Source organism: Streptomyces sp. NBC_00986, from assembly GCF_045162565.1.
GTDB lineage: Bacteria > Actinomycetota > Actinomycetes > Streptomycetales > Streptomycetaceae > Streptomyces.
The window spans coordinates 5,520,524-5,541,064 of the sequence record NZ_CP108733.1 but is presented as its reverse complement, the minus strand read 5'-3'; the positions used below and the strand labels follow the sequence as shown (position 1 = coordinate 5,541,064).

At 70.1% G+C, this 20,541-nt stretch carries 18 protein-coding genes; 9 read left to right on the top strand and 9 right to left on the bottom strand.

All coding sequences use genetic code 11. The features are described from left to right. Nucleotides 1-21: 21 nt before the first annotated feature. Nucleotides 22-387, bottom strand: coding sequence for a YbjQ family protein (locus OG504_RS24435; protein ID WP_359613974.1), 366 nt, complete (start codon nucleotides 385-387; stop codon nucleotides 22-24). 144 nt (nucleotides 388-531) lie between these two features. Here OG504_RS24435 and OG504_RS24430 point away from each other — a divergent pair, with 144 nt between their 5' ends. Beyond that, nucleotides 532-1,434 (top strand): DedA family protein, encoded by a 903-nt coding sequence (locus OG504_RS24430; protein ID WP_405991726.1) that lies wholly within the window; start codon nucleotides 532-534, stop codon nucleotides 1,432-1,434. A gap of 95 nt (nucleotides 1,435-1,529) precedes the next feature. On the opposite strand, the gene OG504_RS24425 is transcribed toward OG504_RS24430, so the two are convergent. Together OG504_RS24425 and OG504_RS24420 are read right to left on the bottom strand one after the other, a co-directional pair. Further along, nucleotides 1,530-3,185: a threonine/serine exporter ThrE family protein gene (locus tag OG504_RS24425; RefSeq protein WP_405991725.1), complete on the bottom strand. Its 1,656-nt coding sequence runs from the start codon at nucleotides 3,183-3,185 to the stop codon at nucleotides 1,530-1,532. A gap of 105 nt (nucleotides 3,186-3,290) precedes the next feature. Beyond that, a complete protein-coding gene (locus OG504_RS24420) occupies nucleotides 3,291-3,782 on the bottom strand; it encodes an inorganic diphosphatase (RefSeq protein ID WP_019070224.1) in 492 nt (163 codons plus the stop codon). A gap of 79 nt (nucleotides 3,783-3,861) precedes the next feature. Between OG504_RS24420 and dacB the strand changes: the two genes are divergently transcribed. The 6 genes from dacB (at nucleotide 3,862) to folE (ending at nucleotide 11,671) form a co-directional block, all read left to right on the top strand. After that, nucleotides 3,862-5,556, top strand: a complete 1,695-nt coding sequence (gene dacB, locus OG504_RS24415) for a D-alanyl-D-alanine carboxypeptidase/D-alanyl-D-alanine-endopeptidase (protein ID WP_405991724.1) — start codon at nucleotides 3,862-3,864, stop codon at nucleotides 5,554-5,556. A gap of 175 nt (nucleotides 5,557-5,731) precedes the next feature. Further along, nucleotides 5,732-6,853, top strand: a complete 1,122-nt coding sequence (locus tag OG504_RS24410) for a zinc-dependent metalloprotease (RefSeq protein ID WP_405991723.1) — start codon at nucleotides 5,732-5,734, stop codon at nucleotides 6,851-6,853. 193 nt (nucleotides 6,854-7,046) lie between these two features. Continuing rightward, nucleotides 7,047-8,087 (top strand): tRNA lysidine(34) synthetase TilS, encoded by a 1,041-nt coding sequence (gene tilS / locus OG504_RS24405; RefSeq protein ID WP_033286142.1) that lies wholly within the window; start codon nucleotides 7,047-7,049, stop codon nucleotides 8,085-8,087. A gap of 65 nt (nucleotides 8,088-8,152) precedes the next feature. Further along, complete coding sequence (gene hpt / locus OG504_RS24400; protein ID WP_033286141.1) at nucleotides 8,153-8,713, top strand: hypoxanthine phosphoribosyltransferase; 561 nt, start codon at nucleotides 8,153-8,155, stop codon at nucleotides 8,711-8,713. A 186-nt stretch (nucleotides 8,714-8,899) separates the two neighbouring features. Continuing rightward, nucleotides 8,900-10,933, top strand: a complete 2,034-nt coding sequence (ftsH, locus tag OG504_RS24395) for an ATP-dependent zinc metalloprotease FtsH (RefSeq protein ID WP_405991722.1) — start codon at nucleotides 8,900-8,902, stop codon at nucleotides 10,931-10,933. 132 nt (nucleotides 10,934-11,065) lie between these two features. Further along, entirely contained in the window at nucleotides 11,066-11,671 is a 606-nt protein-coding gene (gene folE / locus OG504_RS24390) for a GTP cyclohydrolase I FolE (protein ID WP_318017968.1), read from the top strand. A 167-nt stretch (nucleotides 11,672-11,838) separates the two neighbouring features. Here the strand turns inward: folE and OG504_RS24385 are convergent, their stop codons facing one another. From OG504_RS24385 to OG504_RS24360, 6 genes are all read right to left on the bottom strand, one after another. After that, on the bottom strand, nucleotides 11,839-12,327 hold the full coding sequence (locus OG504_RS24385) for a DUF3180 domain-containing protein (protein WP_405991721.1): 489 nt from the start codon (nucleotides 12,325-12,327) through the stop codon (nucleotides 11,839-11,841). Between the two features lie 59 nt (nucleotides 12,328-12,386). After that, nucleotides 12,387-12,998 (bottom strand): 2-amino-4-hydroxy-6-hydroxymethyldihydropteridine diphosphokinase, encoded by a 612-nt coding sequence (gene folK / locus OG504_RS24380; RefSeq protein WP_405991720.1) that lies wholly within the window; start codon nucleotides 12,996-12,998, stop codon nucleotides 12,387-12,389. Further along, on the bottom strand, nucleotides 12,995-13,354 hold the full coding sequence (gene folB, locus OG504_RS24375; RefSeq protein ID WP_033286136.1) for a dihydroneopterin aldolase: 360 nt from the start codon (nucleotides 13,352-13,354) through the stop codon (nucleotides 12,995-12,997). Before folB ends, folK begins: the two co-directional genes overlap by 4 nt. Nucleotides 13,355-13,656: 302 nt before the next feature. Continuing rightward, complete coding sequence (locus OG504_RS24370; protein ID WP_019064272.1) at nucleotides 13,657-14,160, bottom strand: nuclear transport factor 2 family protein; 504 nt, start codon at nucleotides 14,158-14,160, stop codon at nucleotides 13,657-13,659. After that, on the bottom strand, nucleotides 14,157-15,065 hold the full coding sequence (folP, locus tag OG504_RS24365; RefSeq protein ID WP_405991719.1) for a dihydropteroate synthase: 909 nt from the start codon (nucleotides 15,063-15,065) through the stop codon (nucleotides 14,157-14,159). Before folP ends, OG504_RS24370 begins: the two co-directional genes overlap by 4 nt. An 845-nt stretch (nucleotides 15,066-15,910) precedes the next feature. Continuing rightward, complete coding sequence (locus OG504_RS24360) at nucleotides 15,911-17,722, bottom strand: phosphatidylglycerol lysyltransferase domain-containing protein (protein ID WP_033286134.1); 1,812 nt, start codon at nucleotides 17,720-17,722, stop codon at nucleotides 15,911-15,913. A 226-nt stretch (nucleotides 17,723-17,948) separates the two neighbouring features. On the opposite strand from OG504_RS24360, the gene OG504_RS24355 reads away from it, so the two are divergent. Both OG504_RS24355 and OG504_RS24350 read left to right on the top strand, forming a co-directional pair. Further along, complete coding sequence (locus OG504_RS24355; RefSeq protein ID WP_405991718.1) at nucleotides 17,949-19,085, top strand: alpha/beta hydrolase; 1,137 nt, start codon at nucleotides 17,949-17,951, stop codon at nucleotides 19,083-19,085. 88 nt (nucleotides 19,086-19,173) lie between these two features. Next, on the top strand, nucleotides 19,174-20,520 hold the full coding sequence (locus OG504_RS24350; protein ID WP_405991717.1) for a hypothetical protein: 1,347 nt from the start codon (nucleotides 19,174-19,176) through the stop codon (nucleotides 20,518-20,520). Nucleotides 20,521-20,541: the final 21 nt, after the last annotated feature.

Genomic DNA, 20,541 nt, shown 5'->3' with positions numbered 1-20,541 from the left:
GACCTGGCCCGGGGGCACGCGCTACACCCGGGCCAGGACCACCGCCGTCCCGTAGGCGCACACCTCGGTGCCGACGTCCGCCGCCTCGGTCACGTCGAAGCGGAAGGCCAGGACGCCGTTGGCTCCACGCGCGCGTGCCTGCTCGATCAGTCGCTCCATGGCCTGGTTGCGGGTCTGCACGAGGGTCTTGGTGAGCCCCTTCAGTTCACCGCCGACCATCGACTTCAGACCGGCGCCGATCTGGCTGCCCAGATGCCGTGAGCGCACGGTCAGTCCGAAGACCTCGCCGATCACCTGCTCGACCCGGTACCCCGGGACGTCGTTCGTCGTCACGACCAGCACATCGGCCTGCGGCCCCTGGCCGCCGCCGTACTCTTCGATACCCATGGCTCACAGCTTTGTCCTATGGGGTGCACAGTGCATCCTGGAGTCACCGGTGGAACCTGGGGCTGACACATCGCGTTGATAGCTTTGTGCGGCTGTACCTGGACGCTGGCACCTCCCTCCACCCCTCAGGAGCCCGGAACCGTGATGACGCTCGCCCTCGGCCCGAGCTGGCTCGATCCGAACACCATGCTCGACCGGTTCGGAATCTGGGGCCTCCTGCTCGTGGTCTTCGCGGAGTCCGGCCTGCTCATCGGGTTCTTCCTGCCGGGTGACTCCCTGCTCTTCACCTGCGGCCTGCTGATCACCGCGGGCACGCTCGACTTCCCGCTGTGGGCGGCCGTCGCGCTGATCTGCGTCGCCGCGATCCTCGGTGACCAGGCGGGCTACGTCTTCGGCAAGAAGGTCGGCCCCTCGCTCTTCAACCGCCCGGACTCACGCCTCTTCAAGCAGGAGAACGTGGTCAAGGCGCACGAGTTCTTCGAGAAGTACGGTCCCAAGTCCCTTGTCCTGGCCCGCTTCGTGCCGATCGTGCGCACGTTCACGCCGATCATCGCCGGCGTCAGCGGCATGAAGTACCGCTCGTTCCTCACGTTCAACATCATCGGCGGCGTCCTGTGGGGCGCGGGCGTGACCCTGCTCGGCTCCTGGCTCGGCAACATCGACTTCGTCCACAAGAACATCGAAGCGATCCTCATCCTGATCGTCCTGATCTCCGTGGTCCCGATCATCATCGAGTTCCTGCGCGCCCGTTCCAAGGCCAAGAAGAACCCCCAGGAGCACCAGGAGCAGCCCGGCGACCCGGCCGCGACCCAGCCGTTCCCGGTGATCATGGACGACTCGACGACGCAGCTCCGTCGAGTGGACAGGCCCCAGCAGCAACAACCTCAGCAGCAGTACGACCAGAGCAACGGCTACGACCAGAGCAACGGCTACGACCAGTACTACGCCCAGCCTCAGCAGCAGCCGACGTACCAACAACAGCCGTACGGCAACCAGCAGCAGTACCCGCCGTACGACAACCAGGGCCAGGGCTATCCGCAGGGCTAGCTGAAACGCGCCCCATAGGGGCGCGGGGAACTGCGCGACCAGCCACAACGGACCCGTACCCGCCAATGATCCAAGGGCCCCGAGCCATTAGGCGCTCAGAACCCCCTGGTCCGCTTGGCCGCCCGCCGCGCCCCCGCCGACGCCCCCGGAATCCGCAAGAACAACCGCGAGATCTCCGACCCCAGATTGACCCCGATGGCGATGGCCATGGCGAGAGACGCCGCCGTGGCCAACGACACCAACCCCCGGTCGACCTCGTTCTGCGCGATCGCCAACAGCCCGAAGTACGTGGCGGAACCCGGCAACAAGGGCCCGATCGCCGCGGTCGTGTACGGCAACGCCGACGCGAACCGGTACCGCGACAGCAGCTGCCCGAACAACCCGACCAACCCCGCCGCAACGGCCGTAGACGCAACCGGCGAGATCTTCGCGACGAAGTGCATCGCCCCGTACACGGACCAGGCGACACCCCCGTTGAGCGACACGAGCAGCACGGTGGATCGTTCCTGCTGGAGCAGTACCGCGAAGGTCAGCGACAGCAGCACGGACGCGCCGATCTGCCACAGCGGCCGGTCGGAATTGCCGAGGGCCACGTCGGGGTTGAGCTGCGCGCCGAGCTTCACGCCGAAGTACAGGACGATCAGGACACCGGCCACGATGCCGACGAAGAAGTACATGACTTCAAGGAGCCGGGCCGCCGCGGTGATGTAGAAGCCGGTCAGACCGTCCTGTACGCCCGCTACGAGGGCCCGCCCGGGCAGCAGGGCGAACAGCCCACCGGTGATGACCGCGGAGGCCTTCACATCGACGTTGGCGACCGTGAGGGCGACCCCTATCGCGGCGGGCGGCATCGCGGCGACCGTGAACTGGTAGAACTCCGGCAGCCCGCGCCCCGCGCACAGCCACGCCAGCCGGTCGCCGAGCATCGCCCCGAGCGCGGCGGCGAAGAACACGATGATGTCACCGCCGACGAGCACGGAGGCGGCACCCGCGAGCAGCCCGCTGGCCGAGGTCAGCACCCAGCCGGGGTACGGGTGCCGGTTGCGCCGCATCTCCGCGAGCCGCCGGTAGGCGTCCTCCAGGGAGAGTGCGGTCTCCGGGTCGCTGAGGTCCTGGACCAGCCGGAACACGGACGCGAGCCGCGTGTAGTCGGTGCCCCGGCGCCGTACGGTCCGGGACGCGGTCACCGGATCGTCCACCAGGGAGGGCTGATACGAGATCGACAACAGGGTGAACGTGACGGTCGGCTCGCAGCGGTCGAGGCCGTAGGAGCGGCAGACCGCGAACATCGCCGCCTCGACGTCCTCCGCGCCCTCGCCGCCCGCGAGCAGCAACTCGCCGATGCGGAGCGTCAGATCGAGCACGCGCGGTACGGCGGGACCGCTGTCGTCCGGCTTCTGCACCGGCTCCGGCGCGGGCCGTTCGGCCACCGGCATCCGCAGCATCGTGCGCATCCGGTCCTGCCAGGGCACGTCCTTGGTGAGGCTGACGACGGGAATCCCGGTCGGCGGTGTGAAGGCGGGCGGCGCCTTGCGCGCGCTGTAGAGGCTGGGCGGACTGAACGCCGACCCTTCGGAGTCCTCGACGGCCGGCGCGGGCGTCACGTCGAGCCCTTGCGGAACGGCGAACTCGGACGTCGTAGACGACTCGCCGTCAGCTACCGTCACGACCGCCGCCTCGACGCCCGCCGGAGCCGTGAAGGCACTCCTGGCCTCGTCCGACTGCGGCTTGCGGTCCTCGGCTTCCGACACTCCGTGGCACTCCCTGTACGACGCCTCCAGTGATCCTCAGTATGCGCACAGACATGGAAACGGGCCGCACGCGTGTGCGTGCGGCCCGTTCAGTGCACAAGGGGCTCAGTGGCCGCCCTGCTCCTTGAGTCGCTTGTACGAGCGCTCGATCTCCGCTTCGGCGTCCGTACGGCCCACCCAGTTGGCACCCTCGACCGACTTGCCGGGCTCCAGGTCCTTGTAGACCTCGAAGAAGTGCTGGATCTCCAGGCGGTCGAACTCCGACACGTGGTGGATGTCACGCAGGTGCTCCACACGCGGGTCGGACGCCGGGACGCACAGCAGCTTGTCGTCGCCGCCGGCCTCGTCGGTCATCCGGAACATGCCGATCGCGCGGCACTTGATGAGGCAGCCGGGGAAAGTCGGCTCCTCCAGGATGACCAGCGCGTCCAGCGGGTCACCGTCCTCGCCGAGAGTGTTCTCGACGAAGCCGTAGTCGGCCGGGTAACTGGTCGAGGTGAAGAGTCGACGGTCCAGGCGGATCCGACCGGTCTCGTGGTCCACCTCGTACTTGTTCCGCGAACCCTTCGGGATCTCGATCGTGACGTCGAACTCCACCGGTGGCTCCTCCATGATCAGCACATAGTTCTGGTGGTTAAGTGTCCCTCACGCAGGTGTGTGATCGCGAAAGGGGCTGGTGGTCGTGCCGGAGCTGAGGCCTTGGCAGGCCGCGAGACCGCATGTGAAGCGGGTCGCGCGAGCCGTCCGGCCCCGTCTCGAGCGGGCCGCACAATCCGTGAAACCGCAGGTCACACGGCTCAACGAAGCCGTGAAACCACAGGTCACGCGGGTCACCCAAGCCGTGCGGCCACAGGTCACGCGGCTCACCGGAGCCGTGTCCCCGAAGGTCGCCCGGCTCGTCGGATCCGTGTCACCGCAGGTCGCGAAGTTGCCGCGGCCGAACAGGACCTGGCAGTTCACCGCCGTCGCCGCCACCGCCGGAATGGCGCTGGCCGCGGGTGTGGTGACCGCCGCCGGTCCCTGGGACTCCTCGGGTCAGCGTACGGCCGAGCGGGAGTACGCAGCCGCACAGGAACAGTCAGGTGGCGTAGATCACGGCCGTAATTCCGATACGTCCGCCAAGGCACCCCGACCTGCCCCCAGCGCCGCATCCGTCCTCGTCGGCCTCGGCGGCTCCGCCAGCACCGTGAAGTCGGCCCCGACCGGCACGGCCCTCGCGGATGTCCTCACGCCCCTCCTGGGCGACTCGGCGCTCGGCACCCGCCACACGGCCGCCGTAGTGGACGTGGCCACCGGAAAGCGCCTCTACGGAGTCGGCGCCGACGACGCGTTGACCCCGGCCTCGACGACGAAGATCGCCACCGCCGTGGCCGCCCTCTCCGCGATGGGCGCCGACCACCGCCTCACCACCCGCGCCGCCCTGGAGCCCGACACCAAGGAACTCGTCCTGGTCGGCGGCGGCGACCCGACCCTGACGGCCCACCAGGACGCCGAGGGCTGGGCCAGCCTGCGCACCCTCGCCGACAGGACGGCGGTGGCCCTGAAGAAGCGTGGCGTGAGCGAGGTGACGCTGTCGTACGACAAGACCCTGTACTCCGGTGCCGAACTCCACCCGATCGGGGTCAACGAGAACCTCGCCCCGGTCAGCGCCCTGATGGCAGACGAGGGCCGTACGGACGACTCGTCCAGCGGCCAGGTGCTGCGCGTGAAGGACCCGGCGGCGGACGCGGCCGAGAAGTTCGCGGGCTTCCTCAAGGAGCACGGCATCAGGACGACGTCCCCGGGCCCCTCCAAGGCGACGGGCCGCGCCAGCACCCTCGCCACGGTCTCCTCACCGCCGCTCTCCGACATCGTCGAGCGGATGCTGACCAACAGCGACAACGACATCGCGGAGGCCCTGGCCCGCCAGACCGCCGTGGCGACGGGCAAGCGGGCCGACTTCGACGGGGGCGCCGCCGCGATCCAGGCCCAACTGACGAAGCTTCAACTCCCGGTCAAGGGCGCCGCGTTCAACGACGGCAGCGGACTCAACCGCGACGACCGCCTCACCGCCGACCTCCTGACCGCTCTCCTGGTCAAGGCTGGTTCCCCGGCCCACCCCGAACTCCGCCCGGTCCTCACCGGCCTGCCCATCGCCGCCTTCACCGGCACCCTGACGAGTCGCTACACGGACGCCACGGGTGCGGCGGGCCTGGTCCGCGCCAAGACCGGCACCCTGACGGGCGTCAACACCTTGGCGGGCACGGTCGTGGACAAAGACGGCCAACTCCTGGCCTTCGCCTTCATGGCCTCCAACACGACCAACCCCCTGGACGCCCAGGCGGCCCTGGACCACACGGCAACGGCGCTGGCGGCCTGCGGCTGCAGTTAGACCACGGCCTGCGGCCGCAGCCGGTCGACGGCCTGCCGCCACCGCTGTGGGCAGGCGTTCCGCAGGGCGGAACGGGTGGGCACAGCCATCAACACCGGGCGCCCTCGCAACAGACGTCCACCTGACCGGCCGTCGTGCCCTGCCCCAAGCGGCAGCGCTCACGTACGGTTGACGCATGACGAGCATCGGTGGTGCCGAGATGGTCGACTGGAATCTCGCGGTGGCGACCGCGACCCGACTTGTGCGGCCGGGCCCCGAGGTGAGCCGTGACGAGGCCCGGGCCGTCGTCGCGGAGCTGCGCCGGCATGCGAAGGCCTCGGAGCAGCACGTCCGGGGGTTCACCCGGATGGGCACGGACGACATCCACGACACCCCGATCCTGGTCGTCGACCGCCCCGGCTGGGTGCGGGCGAACGTCGCCGGGTTCCGGGAGGTCCTCAAGCCGCTGCTCGACAAGATGCAGGAGCGGCGCGGCAACACCCCCGGGGGCGCCGTTTTCGGCGCGGTCGGCGGCAAGGCGACCGGTGTCGAGCTGGGCATGCTGCTGTCGTTCCTGTCCTCGCGTGTGCTCGGGCAGTACGAGACGTTCGCCCCGGCGTCCCGCGAGCTGCCGGCGGGGGCGAAGGGCGGTCGGCTGCTGCTGGTCGCGCCGAACATCGTGCACGTGGAGCGCGAACTCGACGTGGAACCGCACGACTTCCGTCTCTGGGTGTGCCTGCACGAGGAGACGCACCGCACGCAGTTCACGGCCGTGCCCTGGCTGCGTGACCACCTGGAGGGCGAGATCCAGTCTTTCTTGGGGGAGACCGAGGTCGACCCCATGACGGTCCTGGAGCGCATCCGCGAGGCCGCCCAGTCGTTGGCGGGCGGCCGGCCCGAGGGCGAGGAGGACGACGAGGGCCGCTCCCTCGTGGAGATCGTGCAGACGCCCGCGCAGCGGGAGATCCTCGGCCGGCTCACCGCCGTGATGTCCCTCCTGGAGGGGCACGCCGACTTCGTGATGGACGGCGTCGGTCCGGATGTGGTGCCGAGCGTCGCGGAGATCCGCGAGAAGTTCCAGCAGCGTCGCGCCAAGGGCGCCTCCCGACTGGACTCGGCGCTGCGGAAGCTGCTGGGTCTCGACGCCAAGCTCCGGCAGTACCGGGACGGCGAGCGGTTCGTGCGGGCGGTCGTCGACCAGGTCGGCATGGACGGCTTCAACCGGGTGTGGACCTCCCCGAACACGTTGCCGACCAAGACGGAGATCGCCAAACCGGCGGACTGGGTCGCGCGGGTGCACCGCAAGGCCGATTCGTGAACGGGTCGCGGGCGTGGTGAAACGAATCCGGCCGACGGCAGGCGAACGCCCCTGCAATCACCCGTCCGAGGGACCGTGAGCGATGGGTAGGCGTGCGATGCTCGGGGAACGCCCCGGTTCTGTCACCATCTACACACTCTGAGTGACCGAACCTCGGGCCAACCCCCCGAAAACTTCATGAAGGGAACCGGACATGGGTCCCCATCCTGCGGTCGCGGCGATACGCCTGGCGGTCCGCCGCGTCCTCCACGACATCCTCACCGACCACGAGGCCCTGCAGACCGCCGGCGCCTCCCGGCACACCTCGCACGAGCGCCCGCCCTCGCCGCTCGTGCTCGTCGCATGCTCCGGCGGCGCCGATTCCATGGCCCTCGCCTCCGCCCTTGCCTTCGAAGCCCCCAAGCTGGGCATCCGGGCCGGCGGCATCACCGTCGACCACGGCCTCCAGGCCGGCTCCGACCTGCGCGCCGACGAAGTCGTTCTACGGCTGCGCGAACTGGGCCTGGACCCCGTGGAAGCCACGTCCGTGACCGTGGGCCGCGAGGGCGGCCCCGAGGCAGCCGCCCGGGACGCCCGCTACGCAGCCCTCGACGACTGCGCCGCACGACACGGCGCCGCCGCCGTCCTGCTCGGCCACACGCGCGACGACCAGGCCGAGACCGTCCTGCTGGGCCTCGCCCGCGGCTCCGGCATCCGCTCCCTGTCGGGGATGGCCGCGGTCTCGGGGGCCGACGGCCGTTACCGCCGCCCCTTCCTCCAACTCGACCGGCAGACCGCCCGCAAGGCCTGCATGGTCCAGTCGCTGCCCGTCTGGGACGACCCGCACAACGCCGACCCCGCGTACACGCGTTCCCGTCTGCGCCACGAAGGCCTGCCGGCCCTGGAGAAGGCGCTCGGCAAAGGCGTCGTAGAGGCACTGGCCCGTACGGCGCAGCTGTCCCGGGACGACGCCGACGCCCTCGACACCTGGGCCAGCCAGGCCGAGGCCTCCGTACGGGACGCCACCGGCCTCCTGGAGTGCGCCAAGCTCTACGCCCTGCCGCCCGCCGTACGCCGTCGCATCCTGCGCCGGGCCGCCATCCAGGCCGGTGCCCCGGCAGGTTCGCTGTTCGCCCGGCACATCGAGGAAGTCGACCGCCTGATCACCGGCTGGCGCGGCCAGGGAGCCATCAATCTCCCGGGCAAGGTCGTCGCCCGTCGCCAGGGTGGCAGACTGGTGATTCGGCAAGGCTGAATCGACACCCCCTCCGGGCCTCCGGGGGCGGGGCCAGGTAGTAGCCGGTTGGACGACCGAAAGTGATGCGGGTGGACGCGAAAGACATGGGTGACGACCTCCAGTCGGTGCTCATCACCAAGGAAGAGATCGACGCGAAGCTCGTGGAGCTCGCCGCTAAGATCGACGCGGAGTACGCGGGCAAGGATCTGCTGATCGTCGGCGTCCTCAAGGGCGCGGTGATGGTCATGGCGGACCTCGCCCGGGCGCTGTCCACCCCCGTCACCATGGACTGGATGGCCGTGTCGTCGTACGGCGCGGGCACCCAGTCCTCCGGTGTCGTGCGGATCCTCAAGGACCTCGACACCGACATCAAGGGCAAGCACGTCCTCATCGTCGAGGACATCATCGACTCGGGTCTGACCCTGTCCTGGCTGATCTCCAACCTCGGCTCGCGCGAGCCCGACTCGTTGAAGATCTGCACCCTGCTCCGCAAGCCGGAGGCGGCCAAGGTCGCCATCGAGGTGGAGTGGGTCGGCTTCGACATCCCGAACGAGTTCGTCGTCGGCTACGGCCTCGACTACGCGGAGAAGTACCGCAACCTGCCGTTCGTCGGTACGCTCGCGCCGCACGTCTACGGCGGCTAGAGCCACTCGGCCCAAGCCCTGTAAGACGATCGGGAACCCCAGCGGGTTTCGCGCCGTTGGAGCATGCAGACGCGTCTCCCAGCCGTCCCGTGCGACTTCGGGCAACATTGCTGGGGTACGGTCAGAAGAACTGTCTTTATCAAACTCACTATGGCAGGAGGGACGGAGCGAATTCGCTCCGTATGGATGGACGTGAAGCGATACTTCCGTGGGCCGGTCATGTGGATCGTGCTGGCCGTCCTTGCCGTGGTCGTGTTGATGCAGGTCGTCGGCTCGTCCGGCGGCTACAAGGCGGTGGACACCGGCCAGGTCGTCCAGGCGATCAATGACAACAAGGTCGAGTCGGCCAAGATCACCACCGGTGACGAGTCGACCATCAAGGTCACGCTCAAGGACGGCGTAAAGGTCGAGGGCAGCTCCAAGATCCAGGCGAGCTACATCGGCGACCAAGGCGTGGACCTCGCGGCCACGCTGCAGACCAAGTACCAGGACAAGCAGATTCCGGACGGCTACACGGTGTCGCCGACGAAGCAGAACGCTTTCGTCGGGATCCTGTTGTCGCTGCTCCCCTTCGTCCTCATCGTGGTCGTCTTCCTGTTCCTGATGAACCAGATGCAGGGCGGCGGCTCCCGAGTCATGAACTTCGGGAAGTCCAAGGCCAAGCTCATCACCAAGGACACCCCGAAGACGACGTTCGCGGACGTCGCGGGCTCCGACGAGGCCGTCGAGGAACTGCACGAGATCAAGGAGTTCCTCCAGGAGCCGGCGAAGTTCCAGGCCGTCGGCGCCAAGATCCCCAAGGGCGTACTCCTGTACGGCCCTCCCGGCACCGGCAAGACCCTGCTGGCGCGCGCCGTCGCGGGCGAGGCCGGGGTGCCCTTCTACTCGATCTCCGGTTCCGACTTCGTCGAGATGTTCGTCGGTGTCGGTGCCTCCCGAGTCCGTGACCTGTTCGAGCAGGCCAAGGCGAACGCCCCGGCGATCGTCTTCGTCGACGAGATCGACGCGGTCGGCCGCCATCGCGGCGCAGGCCTCGGCGGTGGACACGACGAGCGCGAGCAGACGCTGAACCAGCTGCTCGTCGAGATGGACGGCTTCGACGTCAAGGGCGGCGTGATCCTCATCGCCGCGACGAACCGGCCCGACATCCTCGACCCGGCCCTCCTGCGCCCCGGCCGCTTCGACCGCCAGATCGCGGTCGACCGCCCGGACATGCAGGGCCGTCTGGAGATCCTCAAGGTCCACCAGAAGGGCAAGCCGGTCGCACCGGACGTCGATCTGTCGGCCGTAGCGCGCCGTACGCCGGGCTTCACCGGCGCGGACCTGAGCAACGTCCTCAACGAGGCCGCCCTGCTCACTGCCCGAGGCAACCGCAAGCTGATCGACAACTTCATGCTGGACGAGGCGATCGACCGTGTGGTCGCGGGCCCGCAGAAGCGGACCCGGATCATGTCGGACAAGGAGAAGAAGATCACCGCGTACCACGAGGGCGGACACGCCCTGGTCGCGGCGGCTTCCCCGAACTCCGACCCGGTGCACAAGATCACGATCCTCTCCCGAGGCCGTGCTCTGGGCTACACGATGGTCCTGCCGGAAGAGGACAAGTACTCGACCACGCGCAACGAGATGCTCGACCAGCTGGCCTACATGCTGGGCGGCCGCGCGGCCGAGGAACTGGTCTTCCACGACCCGACCACGGGCGCCGCGAACGACATCGAGAAGGCCACCGCGACGGCCCGCGCGATGGTCACGCAGTACGGCATGACCGAGCGCCTCGGCGCGATCAAGTTCGGCGGCGACAACACCGAGCCCTTCCTGGGTCGGGAGATGTCGCACCCGCGCGACTACTCGGAAGAGGTCGCCGCGCTCGTCGACGAAGAGGTCAAGAAGCTCATCGAGAACGCGCACAACGAGGCCTGGGAAATCCTGGTCGAGAACCGTGACGTGCTCGACGCGCTCGTGCTCCAGCTGCTGGAGAAGGAGACGCTGAACAAGGAGCAGATCGCCGAGGTCTTCGCTCCCATCGTCCGGCGTCCGGCCCGTCCCTCCTGGACCGGCTCCTCCCGCCGTACGCCGTCCACCCGCCCGCCGGTGCTCTCCCCCAAGGAGCTGTCGCTGACGAACGGGACGAACGGCGCGGGTCCCGCGATCACCGCCGGTGCGACCACCGAGTCCTCTCCCACGCTGGAGAAGGCCCCGGAGGACCGCCCCGAGAACTGACGCGCGTCTCACACGGCTCGAAATGGAAGCCGCGCCCCCCGGGATTTAGCCTGGGGGGCGCGGCTTTTCCATATGCCCGCAACTGAGGCGTGTGTCCGCACACGCGTGACCCGCACAGGAACGAGGCACGACATGACCGACCCCGTGACGCTGGACGGCGAGGGAGCGATCGGCGTCTTCGACGAGAAGCGCGCCGAGAACGCCGTACGCGAGCTGCTGATCGCGGTCGGTGAGGACCCGGACCGGGAGGGGCTCAGGGAGACGCCGGCGCGGGTGGCGCGGGCGTACAAGGAGATATTCGCGGGGTTGTGGCAGAAGCCCGAGGACGTGCTGACGACGACGTTCGACCTGGGGCACGACGAGATGGTCCTGGTGAAGGACATCGAGGTCCTCAGCAACTGTGAGCACCATCTGGTGCCGTTCGTCGGCGTTGCCCACGTGGGGTACATCCCGTCCGCCGACGGGAAGATCACCGGGTTGTCGAAGCTGGCGCGGCTGGTGGACGTCTATGCTCGGCGGCCGCAGGTGCAGGAGCGGTTGACCACGCAGGTCGCGGACTCGTTGATGGAGATCCTGGAGCCTCGGGGGGTCATCGTCGTCGTTGAGTGCGAGCACATGTGCATGTCGATGCGGGGGGTGCGGAAGCCCGGCGCCAAGACCATCACCTCGGCCGTTCGTGGTCAGCTGCGGGACCCGGCGACTCGTAATGAAGCGATGAGTTTGATCATGGCTCGCTGACGGGTCACTTCGGGTGCGGGTCCGTTGTGGCTGGTCGCGCAGTTCCCCGCGCCCCTTTGGGGCGCTGAGGTGAGCGGTGTTGTCCCGGTCGCGCCCACGCGGCGGAGCCGCAGATCGACATAGCCCCGCGCCCCTTTCGGGGCGCTCAAGCGACCGGTGCTGTCCCATCAGGTGACCGGGGTTGCGCCCGCCGCGTTGTTGTCGTCGTCCTCCGGGAGTTTGCAGACTCGCTCCAGGAAGATCGCCGCCGCTATGACCGCGATGCCTGCCAGGACCGAGAAGCCGGCGTAGATGGCCTGGTCGCGGCGGGCGGGGATGTCGAGGGACTCCAGGAGGTAGACGCCGGTGCCGCCGTACATGCCGGCGACGAGGGCGGCGACCAGGGCGCTGGACTGGCCGAAGACGACCGCGCGGGCGGCCATCAGGGGGTCGACGCCCTTGGCGCCGGGGCGGCGCTCGCGCTGGGCCTTGAGGCGGGCGCGCAGGGAGAGCGCCGTGGCCAGCAGGACCACGGCGATCACGGCGAGGACGATGGGCGCGGCCAGCGGGACGCTCGGCAGGGTCCCCACCGCGCTCCACAGGCGGGCCCCCGCCCAGGACAGCACTCCGGCGATCACGAACACGCCGGCCAGCACCCTGATCCGCAGCTCTCTCACGGTGTCCCTTCAGCTCCCCGTGCCCTGTCCGGGCGTAGTGGTCGTCTCGACCTTAACGACTACTCGGGCAGCCGGAGTTCCAGGTCCTTGCGGGGCGCGACACCGTCACGCGTGACGGTGTCCAGGAGAGTGGCGACCGGGCCGCGGCCGGGCAACTGCGCCTCGGGCTCCAGGTCGTGCCACGGCGCGAGCACGAAGGCCCGCTCGTGCGCGCGCGGGTGGGGGAGCGTCAGGACCGGGTCGTCCGAGACGACGTCGGCGTACGCGACGATGTCGACGTCGATCGTGCGCGCGCCCCAGCGCTCCTCGCGGACCCGGTGGAAGGCCTCCTCGACCGCGTGCGCCCGCTCCAGCAGGGAGGACGGGGGCAGGGTGGTCTTGAGGACGACGACCGCGTTGAAGTACGAGGGCTGGCTGCCGGGCTCGACGCCCCACGGCACCGTCTCGTAGACCGGCGACACGGCCTTGATGCGGACGCCGGGGGTGTCCTCCAGGGCGTCGATCGCGCCCTGGAGGGTCTCCAGGCGGTTGCCCAGGTTCGCGCCGATGGAGATCACGGCGCGCCTCGGGTTGCTGAGGGTGGTGTCGGCGGCGTCCACCTGCTGCACCACGGAGGCGGGCACCGGCTGGACGGTCGGGTCGCTGTGACCCTCGGTGAACGAGAAGGTCATACTCGGCTCCGGGTGATGGTGACGGTCACGTCGTCGAAGGGGACGGTGATCGGGGCGTCCGGCTTGTGGACGCGGACCTCGACCTCCTCGACCCCTTCGTGCTTCAGGCAGGTCTGCGCGATGCGCTCGGCGAGGGTCTCGATGAGGTTGACGGGCTCGCCCTGGACGACGGCCACGACCTCCTCGGCCACGATGCCGTAGTGCACGGTCTTCGCCAGGTCGTCGTCGGCGGCGGCCGGCCGGGTGTCCAGGCCCAGGACGAGGTCCACGATGAAGGTCTGGCCCTCCTCGCGCTCCTTGGGGAACACGCCGTGGTGCCCGCGGGCCTTCAGGCCGCTCAGCGCGACACGATCCACGCGAATCACTCCTGCAATCGTCGGTGGTGGCCGGTTCGTACCGTGTGCGGGCGGTACCCCGGCCTCGAACGAATCTACCTGCGGGCACTGACAATGCCGGGCCACGAGGGCGTGGGCACTGTCCGGGGCCAGAGGGTTCATCGAGCGTTTCCCCTGGGGAACCCGGTGGCTCATGGGTCGGTAGCCGCCCCTACCCCGGGGTTCGTGATTCCAACCACTTCTTGGTTCCGACGGGTTGCGACGGGACCCGAACGGGGGCCGAAGGGGGTCGGGCGGGTTCTCCTCGAGGGGCGCCTACCCACTCAGGTGGGGGTGTCCTCGCCCTCGTCCTCGTCGTTTTCGGCCAGAACCGGGGACGCGTGGTGCGACCAGAGCTTCCAGCCCTCGGGGGTGCGCCGGAACACGTTCGTGGCGACCACGAGCTGACCGACCAGCGGGCCCAGTTCGTCGCTGTCGTCGGGGGAGGGGCCGCCGCTGAGGATGTTCTCCGTGCAGGTGACCAGCGCGGTGTCGCCGGTCACCGAGACGTGCACGTCGGTGAGGAAGAACTGGATGTACTCGGTGTTCGCCATGATCAGCGCGTACGACCGCAGGACCTCGCCGCGACCGGTCAGCACCGGCCAGCCCGGGTGCACGCAGGAGATCACGCCGCTGTCCGCCGGGTCGTGGTACTCCTCGTCGACGCCGAGGTCGGCCGGGGTGAGCCAGAGCGCGGAGAGCTCGTCGAAGTCACCGCGCTCCAGGGTCTCGTAGAACGCGGTGTTGGCGAGTTCCACCTGCTCCACGTCGGTGTGCGGGGCGGTCACAGGGCGGCCTCGGAGTTGGTGTGCGAGGTCGGTCGGGCGCCGGGGGCGCGCGCTCCCTCGACGGCGCGGGCGACGCGTACGGCGTCGGCGGTGGCGCGGACCTCGTGGACGCGCACCGCCCAGGCGCCGGCGTGCGCCGCGAGCGCGGAGACGGCGGCCGTGGCGGCGTCGCGCTCGCGCGCGGGCGGGGGCGCGCCCTCGGGGCCCGCCAGGACGCGGCCGAGGAACCGTTTGCGGGAGGCGGCGACCAGGAGGGGGTGGCCGAGGGCGAGCAGGCGGTCGAGGTGGGCGAGGAGGACGAGGTCGTGCTCGGCGTCCTTGGAGAAGCCGAGGCCCGGGTCGACGACGATCCGGTCGGGGGCGACACCGCCGGCCAGAACGGCCTCCACGCGTGCGTGCAGTTCGTCGACGACCTCGGTGACGACGTCGTCGTAGACCCCCCTGACGTTGCCGCCCTCCAGGAAGCCGCGCCAGTGCATGACGACGAAGGGGGCGCCCGAGGCGGCGACGACCGGGATCATCGCGGGGTCCGCGAGGCCGCCGCTGACGTCGTTGACCAGGGCGGCGCCTGCGGCGAGGGCCTGCTCGGCGACGGAGGCGCGCATGGTGTCGACGGAGACGGTGACGCCCTCGGAGGCGAGACCGCGCACTACGGGGATGACGCGCTTGAGTTCCTCGGCCTCGTCCACGCGGGACGCGCCGGGGCGGGTGGACTCACCGCCGACGTCCACCAGGTCGGCGCCCTCGGTGACCAGGTCCAGGCCGCGCTTCACCGCCGCCATGGTGTCGAAGAAGCGGCCGCCGTCGGAGAAGGAGTCCGGGGTGACGTTCACGACCCCCATGACCGCGCACCGGTCCCACTCCGGAAGGCCCGTGACGCGCCCGCGTCCGCTCTGCTTGCTCATACGTTCAGCGTAGGCCCAGGAGGAGGGGGTACGGCCCTGCGGGCCGGGCGGAAGCGGGCTGGTCCGGCGGGGGAGGGGGACTCCGGGGTGGGACGGGGTGTGGCCGTTGCGCTCGAGGGGCGCGCGGCGACTGGGTCCCGCGCGCCGGACCGTGCTCCGGCGGTCGGCCTGTTCCGCAGGGGGAGTGGCGCAGGGGTCGGCGAGTGGGGTCCTCGGCCGTGGGGCGTCTTCGCGGTGGTGGTGTGCGGCTGCGCCGTACTGGCTCGCGGTCTTGGGGTGTCTGGTGGCGGACGCCGGCCCTTGCCGGGGTCACTCGCGACCCTCGGCGGGCCGGACCTCGCTCCGGTGGTCGGCCTGCTCCGCGGAGGGAGGGGCGCGAGAGCGGGCGAGTGCGGTCCTGGGCGGTGGACCTGCCGGTGGTGGCCCGCCTTCGCCATGGTGGTGTGCGGGTGCGTCGGGTCGGCTTGCGGTCTTGGAGTGTGTGTCGGTGGGCGTCGGCCTTTGCTGTGGTCGCCCGCGGTCTTCGGCGGAGTGAGCAGCGCTCCGGCGGTCGTCCTGCTCCGTAGGGGGAGGCGGGGGAGAGCCGGTGGGTGGGGCGCTCGGCCGTGGACCGGCCGGTGGTGGCCCGTCTTGGCGGTGCCTGCTTGCGGCTTTGGGGTGTCTGGTGGCGGACGCCGGCCCTTGCCGGGGTCGCTCGCGACCCTCGGCGGCCGGAGCACGTCCGTCCTTGGGGCGCCCTGTGGTCGGCGTGAAGGCCTCCGGGTCGGCCGGGCGGAAACCGCAGGCCCGTCCCGAGCGATACCCCCAGCCGGGGCTGGAGTTCTCGTTCGGGGCGGGCCTGTTGGTCAGGCTGCTCGGACATCCCGTTCCGCCAGGCCGTGGGTGCAGGCCGGGGCCGCGGTCGTGCGGCGGCGGAGGAAGCGGGGGAGGGGGAGGGCCAGATTGACGAAGCCCTCGGCCTGCATCGCGGCGAAGCCGATGCGGGGGAGGTCGCCGGAGGCGCGGTAGACGACGAAGCGGGGTTCCCAGCGGGGCTGGAACTTCGCGTTGAACTTGTACAGGGACTCGATCTGGAACCAGCGCGACAGGAAGACGAGCAGTCCGCGCCAGGCGCGCAGCACCGGGCCCGCGCCGATCTTCTCGCCGCGGGCGAGCGCCGCGCGGAACATCGCGAAGTTGAGCGACACGCGCGTGATGCCGAGCTTCGGTGCCGCCTGGAGGGAGGCCACGATCAGCAGCTCGTTCATCCCCGGGTCCGCCGCGCGGTCACGGCGCATCAGGTCCAGCGACATGCCGTCGGTGCCCCAGGGCACGAAGTGCAGGATCGCCTTCAAGTCGCCGTACTCGCCCGGCTGTTCGTCCGTCTTGTGGGCGGTCGCGATGAAGCAGTCACCGTCCTCCGGGTCGCCGATGCGGCCGAGCGCCATGGAGAAGCCGCGCTCGGTGTCGGTGCCCCGCCAGGCCTCCGCGGCGAGCCGGATCCGCTCCAACTCGCCCTCGCCGAGGTCACGTACACGCCGTACCCGGGTTTCGTAGCCGGCCCGCTCGATGCGCTTCACCATTTGGCGTACGTTGCGCATCGCGCGCCCGGCGAGCGAGAAATCCGCCACGTCGACCACCGCCTCGTCGCCCAGTTCGAGGGCGTCGAGACCGGTCTCGCGGGTCCACACCTCGCCGCCCGTCTCCGAGCAGCCCATGACGGCGGGCGTCCAGGAGTGGGCCTTCGCCTCGTCCATGAACCGCTCGATGGCGCCCGGCCAGGCCTCCACGTCGCCGATGGGGTCACCACTGGCGAGCATCACTCCGGAGACCACGCGGTATGTCACCGCCGCCTTGCCGCTGGGCGAGAAGACGACGGCCTTGTCGCGGCGGAGCGCGAAGTGACCCAGCGAGTCGCGCCGGCCGTGCTTCTCCAGGAGGGCGCGCAGATGCGTCTCGTCCTCCGGGGTGAGCTGCGCTGCCGGGTGCTCGGGCCGGAACGCGAGGTAGATCGTCGTCACGGCCGTGAGCAGCCCCAGGGCGCCCAGCGAGAACGCGACCGTCCAGGAGGTGCTGCCCTCGTAGTCGACCGGGCCCTCGAAGCCGAACAGGCCGTACAGGACGTGCGTAATCCGATCGGCCAGGCTCGGGTCGCCGACCATGCGCTTGGAGTGGACGCTGACGATGACCAGTCCGAGGACGAGGGAACCGGCGCCCATGAGCACGAAGTTGGCGAGCGCGCGCCACCTGCTGCGCGGGTCGGGCAGCGCCCGGAACTCGTCCCGGTGCAGCAGCAGCGGCGCGAGCAGCGCCGCCGAGATGACGACTCCTATGAGGGAGTGCCGGTACGCGAACTGCGCCACCGCGCCCGCCGGAAGCAGCGCGACGGCGGCCCGCCACGCCCGGCGCTTGCGCCGCCTGAGCCCGTGCGCGAGGAGCAGCAACAGCACGCCGGCACTGAGCGAGAGCGCCGCCGCGAACGGTCCGAGCGCGCCCGGCAGCACCTCGGCCATCGTGTGCATACGGCTGTGCCGGAAGCGCGGGAACACCCCCGCGGCGATGTCCAGCAGGCCGACCAGGGCACAGGCCCGGGCGACGAGCGTGGGAACGACCTCGGGGCGCGGACCTCGGACTATGCGCCGGACCCGACCTGAACGGCTCGGAACCCCACCCGACATTTCCCCATCTATCCTGACAGACATCGCATCCCGTAGTTCTGCGAGAGACCTTGGATCCGGGCCCGATTCGGGCATCCGGCGACATTGCGCCCTCTAGGACGGTGTCTAGGGGAAGGAGGTTCCTTCCTCACCGGAAAGCCGGTTCAAAGCCAGAGGAAAGCCCGGGGCAAACGCTCGCGAACCTTGCGTGCGCGCGGCGGGCGGAAAGCGCAGGCGGGGACAGCTCATGGGACTCACGAGCAGGAAAGTGCTGGTACTGGCGGTCGTCTGCGCCGTACTGCTGTTCATCGGGACAGTATGGCTGTGGCCCCGCCTGGCCAGACGCAACTGGCGGGCCGTCAGCGGGCGTGTGGGCCTGCTGCTGGCAACGCAGTTGGTGCTCTTCGCCTCGGTCGGCCTCGGCGCCAACCAGGCCTTCGGGTTCTACGCCAGCTGGGCCGACCTGTTCGGCAAGGAGACCGACCAGGGAGTGGTCGTCGACAACTCGGCGCTCCAGGGCACGGGCGGACCGGTCCAGGTGGTCGAGACCCGGCGGGTGGACGCACCGGGCGGCTCCTCGCGGCCGGAGAGCGTAGGCCAGGTGCAGCGGGTCGACATAGCCGGCCGTACGACCCACATCACCACCCCCGCGTACGTGTACCTGCCGCCGGAGTACTTCCAGCCGCGCAACCGCACCCGCTCGTTCCCGGCGACCGTCGTCCTCACGGGGTACCCGGGCACGGCCAAGGCACTCGTCGACAAGCTGAACTACCCGCGCACGGCGCTGGAGTTGGCCAGGGCCGGCCGGATGCAGCCGATGATCCTGGTGATGATGCGGCCCACGGTGGCGCCGCCGCGCGACACGGAGTGCGTGGACGTCCCGGGCGGGCCGCAGACCGAGTCGTTCTTCGCCAAGGACCTTCCCGACGCCGTACTGGCCCACTACAGGGTGAGCAAGAAGCCCGGGAGCTGGGGCATCATCGGCGATTCCACGGGCGGTTACTGCGCCCTGAAGCTCGCCATGCACCACCCCGGGGTGTACGCCGCGGCGGCGGGCCTGTCGCCGTACTACAAGGCGCCGAACGACCCCACCACGGGAAATCTCTTCCAGGGCGACGAGACGCTGCGGAACGAGGCCGACCTGTCTTGGTACATCAAGCACCGGCCCGCGCCCGACACCTCACTGCTCGTCACCACCAGCAGGGTCGGCGAACACAACTACAACGACACCCTGAAATTCATCGCCCAGGTGAAGGCCAGGAACTCCACCCGTATCTCGTCGATCGTCCTGGAGAGCGGCGGCCACAACTTCAACACCTGGCGACGGGAGATCCCGCCGGCCCTCCAGTGGATCAGCGGGCGGCTCACCGACTGGTGGAAGTGACCACCGAATCCGTGTGAGGGAAGAGGGGTGGCTGTGTTTTTACCGGGCGGGGCACCATGATTCGCCTACGCGCGGTAAGTTTCTGGCCATGCCACGTGGACGTCACCGCCATTCCCCGCCGTTGCACCGGCTGTTGCCCCCCTCGGCGATCGCAGGCGTGTCGCTCGTCTGCGCCTTCGGGCCCTGGGTCTTCTCGCAACCGGCGGCGCTCCGCATAGTCGCGGCGATCGCCGCCGCGACCGCGCTCGTCGGCGCGGCGTTCATGCGCCGCTGGGACACACAGGCGGGCAAACAGGTGGCCGACCTGATACGCGCGCGTACGAGCGACGAGTGGCGCTACGAGGAGCGGCTCGCCGAACTCGAGTCCGACCTCGACGAGTCGCGCGAACTCCGCGTCAAGCTGGAGCACAAGCTGCGCGCCAAGCGCACGGAGCTGGCCGGCCTGCGCAACGAACACGCGGCCCTGCTGCGCCGGTACGCCACGGCGGAGACCGAGCGCGCGAGTGCCCTGGAGGGCCGCCGCCTGCTGGAGATAGAGGCCGCGGAACCCGCGCGCGCGTTGCCACCGGTTCCTGCGGACGGCGACGACGAGGCCTTGGCGGACGCGGAGTTGGAGCTCCAGGACGACGTTCCCGAGACGGACGACACCGAGGCTGTGGCTGCTTCGGTCGACTCCGAGGACGAGACGGACGCCGAGGGCGACACCGAGGACGAGGAGTCGGAGGCGGCGGAGGCCGCCGCGGAGAAGCCCGCGGAGTCCACGGTGTTCTCCCCGGAGGGGTCCAAGCTGTTCCTGCGCGCCAAGGCGGCGCTGGTCCGGCACGAGGACGACCACGAGACCCCGGCGCCCGAGCCGAAGGACTCCGAGCCGAAGGACTCCGGGCCGAGCGACCCCGCGCCGAAGGACTTCGCTCCGAAGGACCTCGCGCCCAAGGACGACGACTCCGCGCGGGCCGAGCCCGCCCCGGTGCCGGCCGACAGCGGCGGTACCGACTCGGAGGCCGCGCAGGAGGACGAGGCGGAGGGGAAGCCCGAGGCGGTCGACGGGCATGAGCACGCGGCCGCCGTTCCCCCGGCCCCGACGCCCGCACAGCCCGCCCCGTCCGCGCAGCCGTCCGGGCACTTCACCGTGCCGACCGCGGTGGCGGTCGTACCGGCGTCCCCCGTACGGCGCCCGATGGTCGAGGGCGGGTTCGACTTCTTCGGTATGCAGAAGGGCGCGACGTCCGCCGCGATGGACGCCGTGCAGAACGAGGACCTCGCCGACGTCGTGGGCGAGGAGGCCCTCGCCGTGCACAAGGCCGAGGCGGAGTCGCAGTTCAAGCCGGCCGACGAGCGGTCGCGCGATGTCGGCGTCGGCCAGGTCATCGACCTGACCGCCCACGACGAGACCGAGCAGATCAACCTCCACGGGCTGCGCAGCGCGGCCTCCTGACGGCCCTTCAGGCCTGCACCG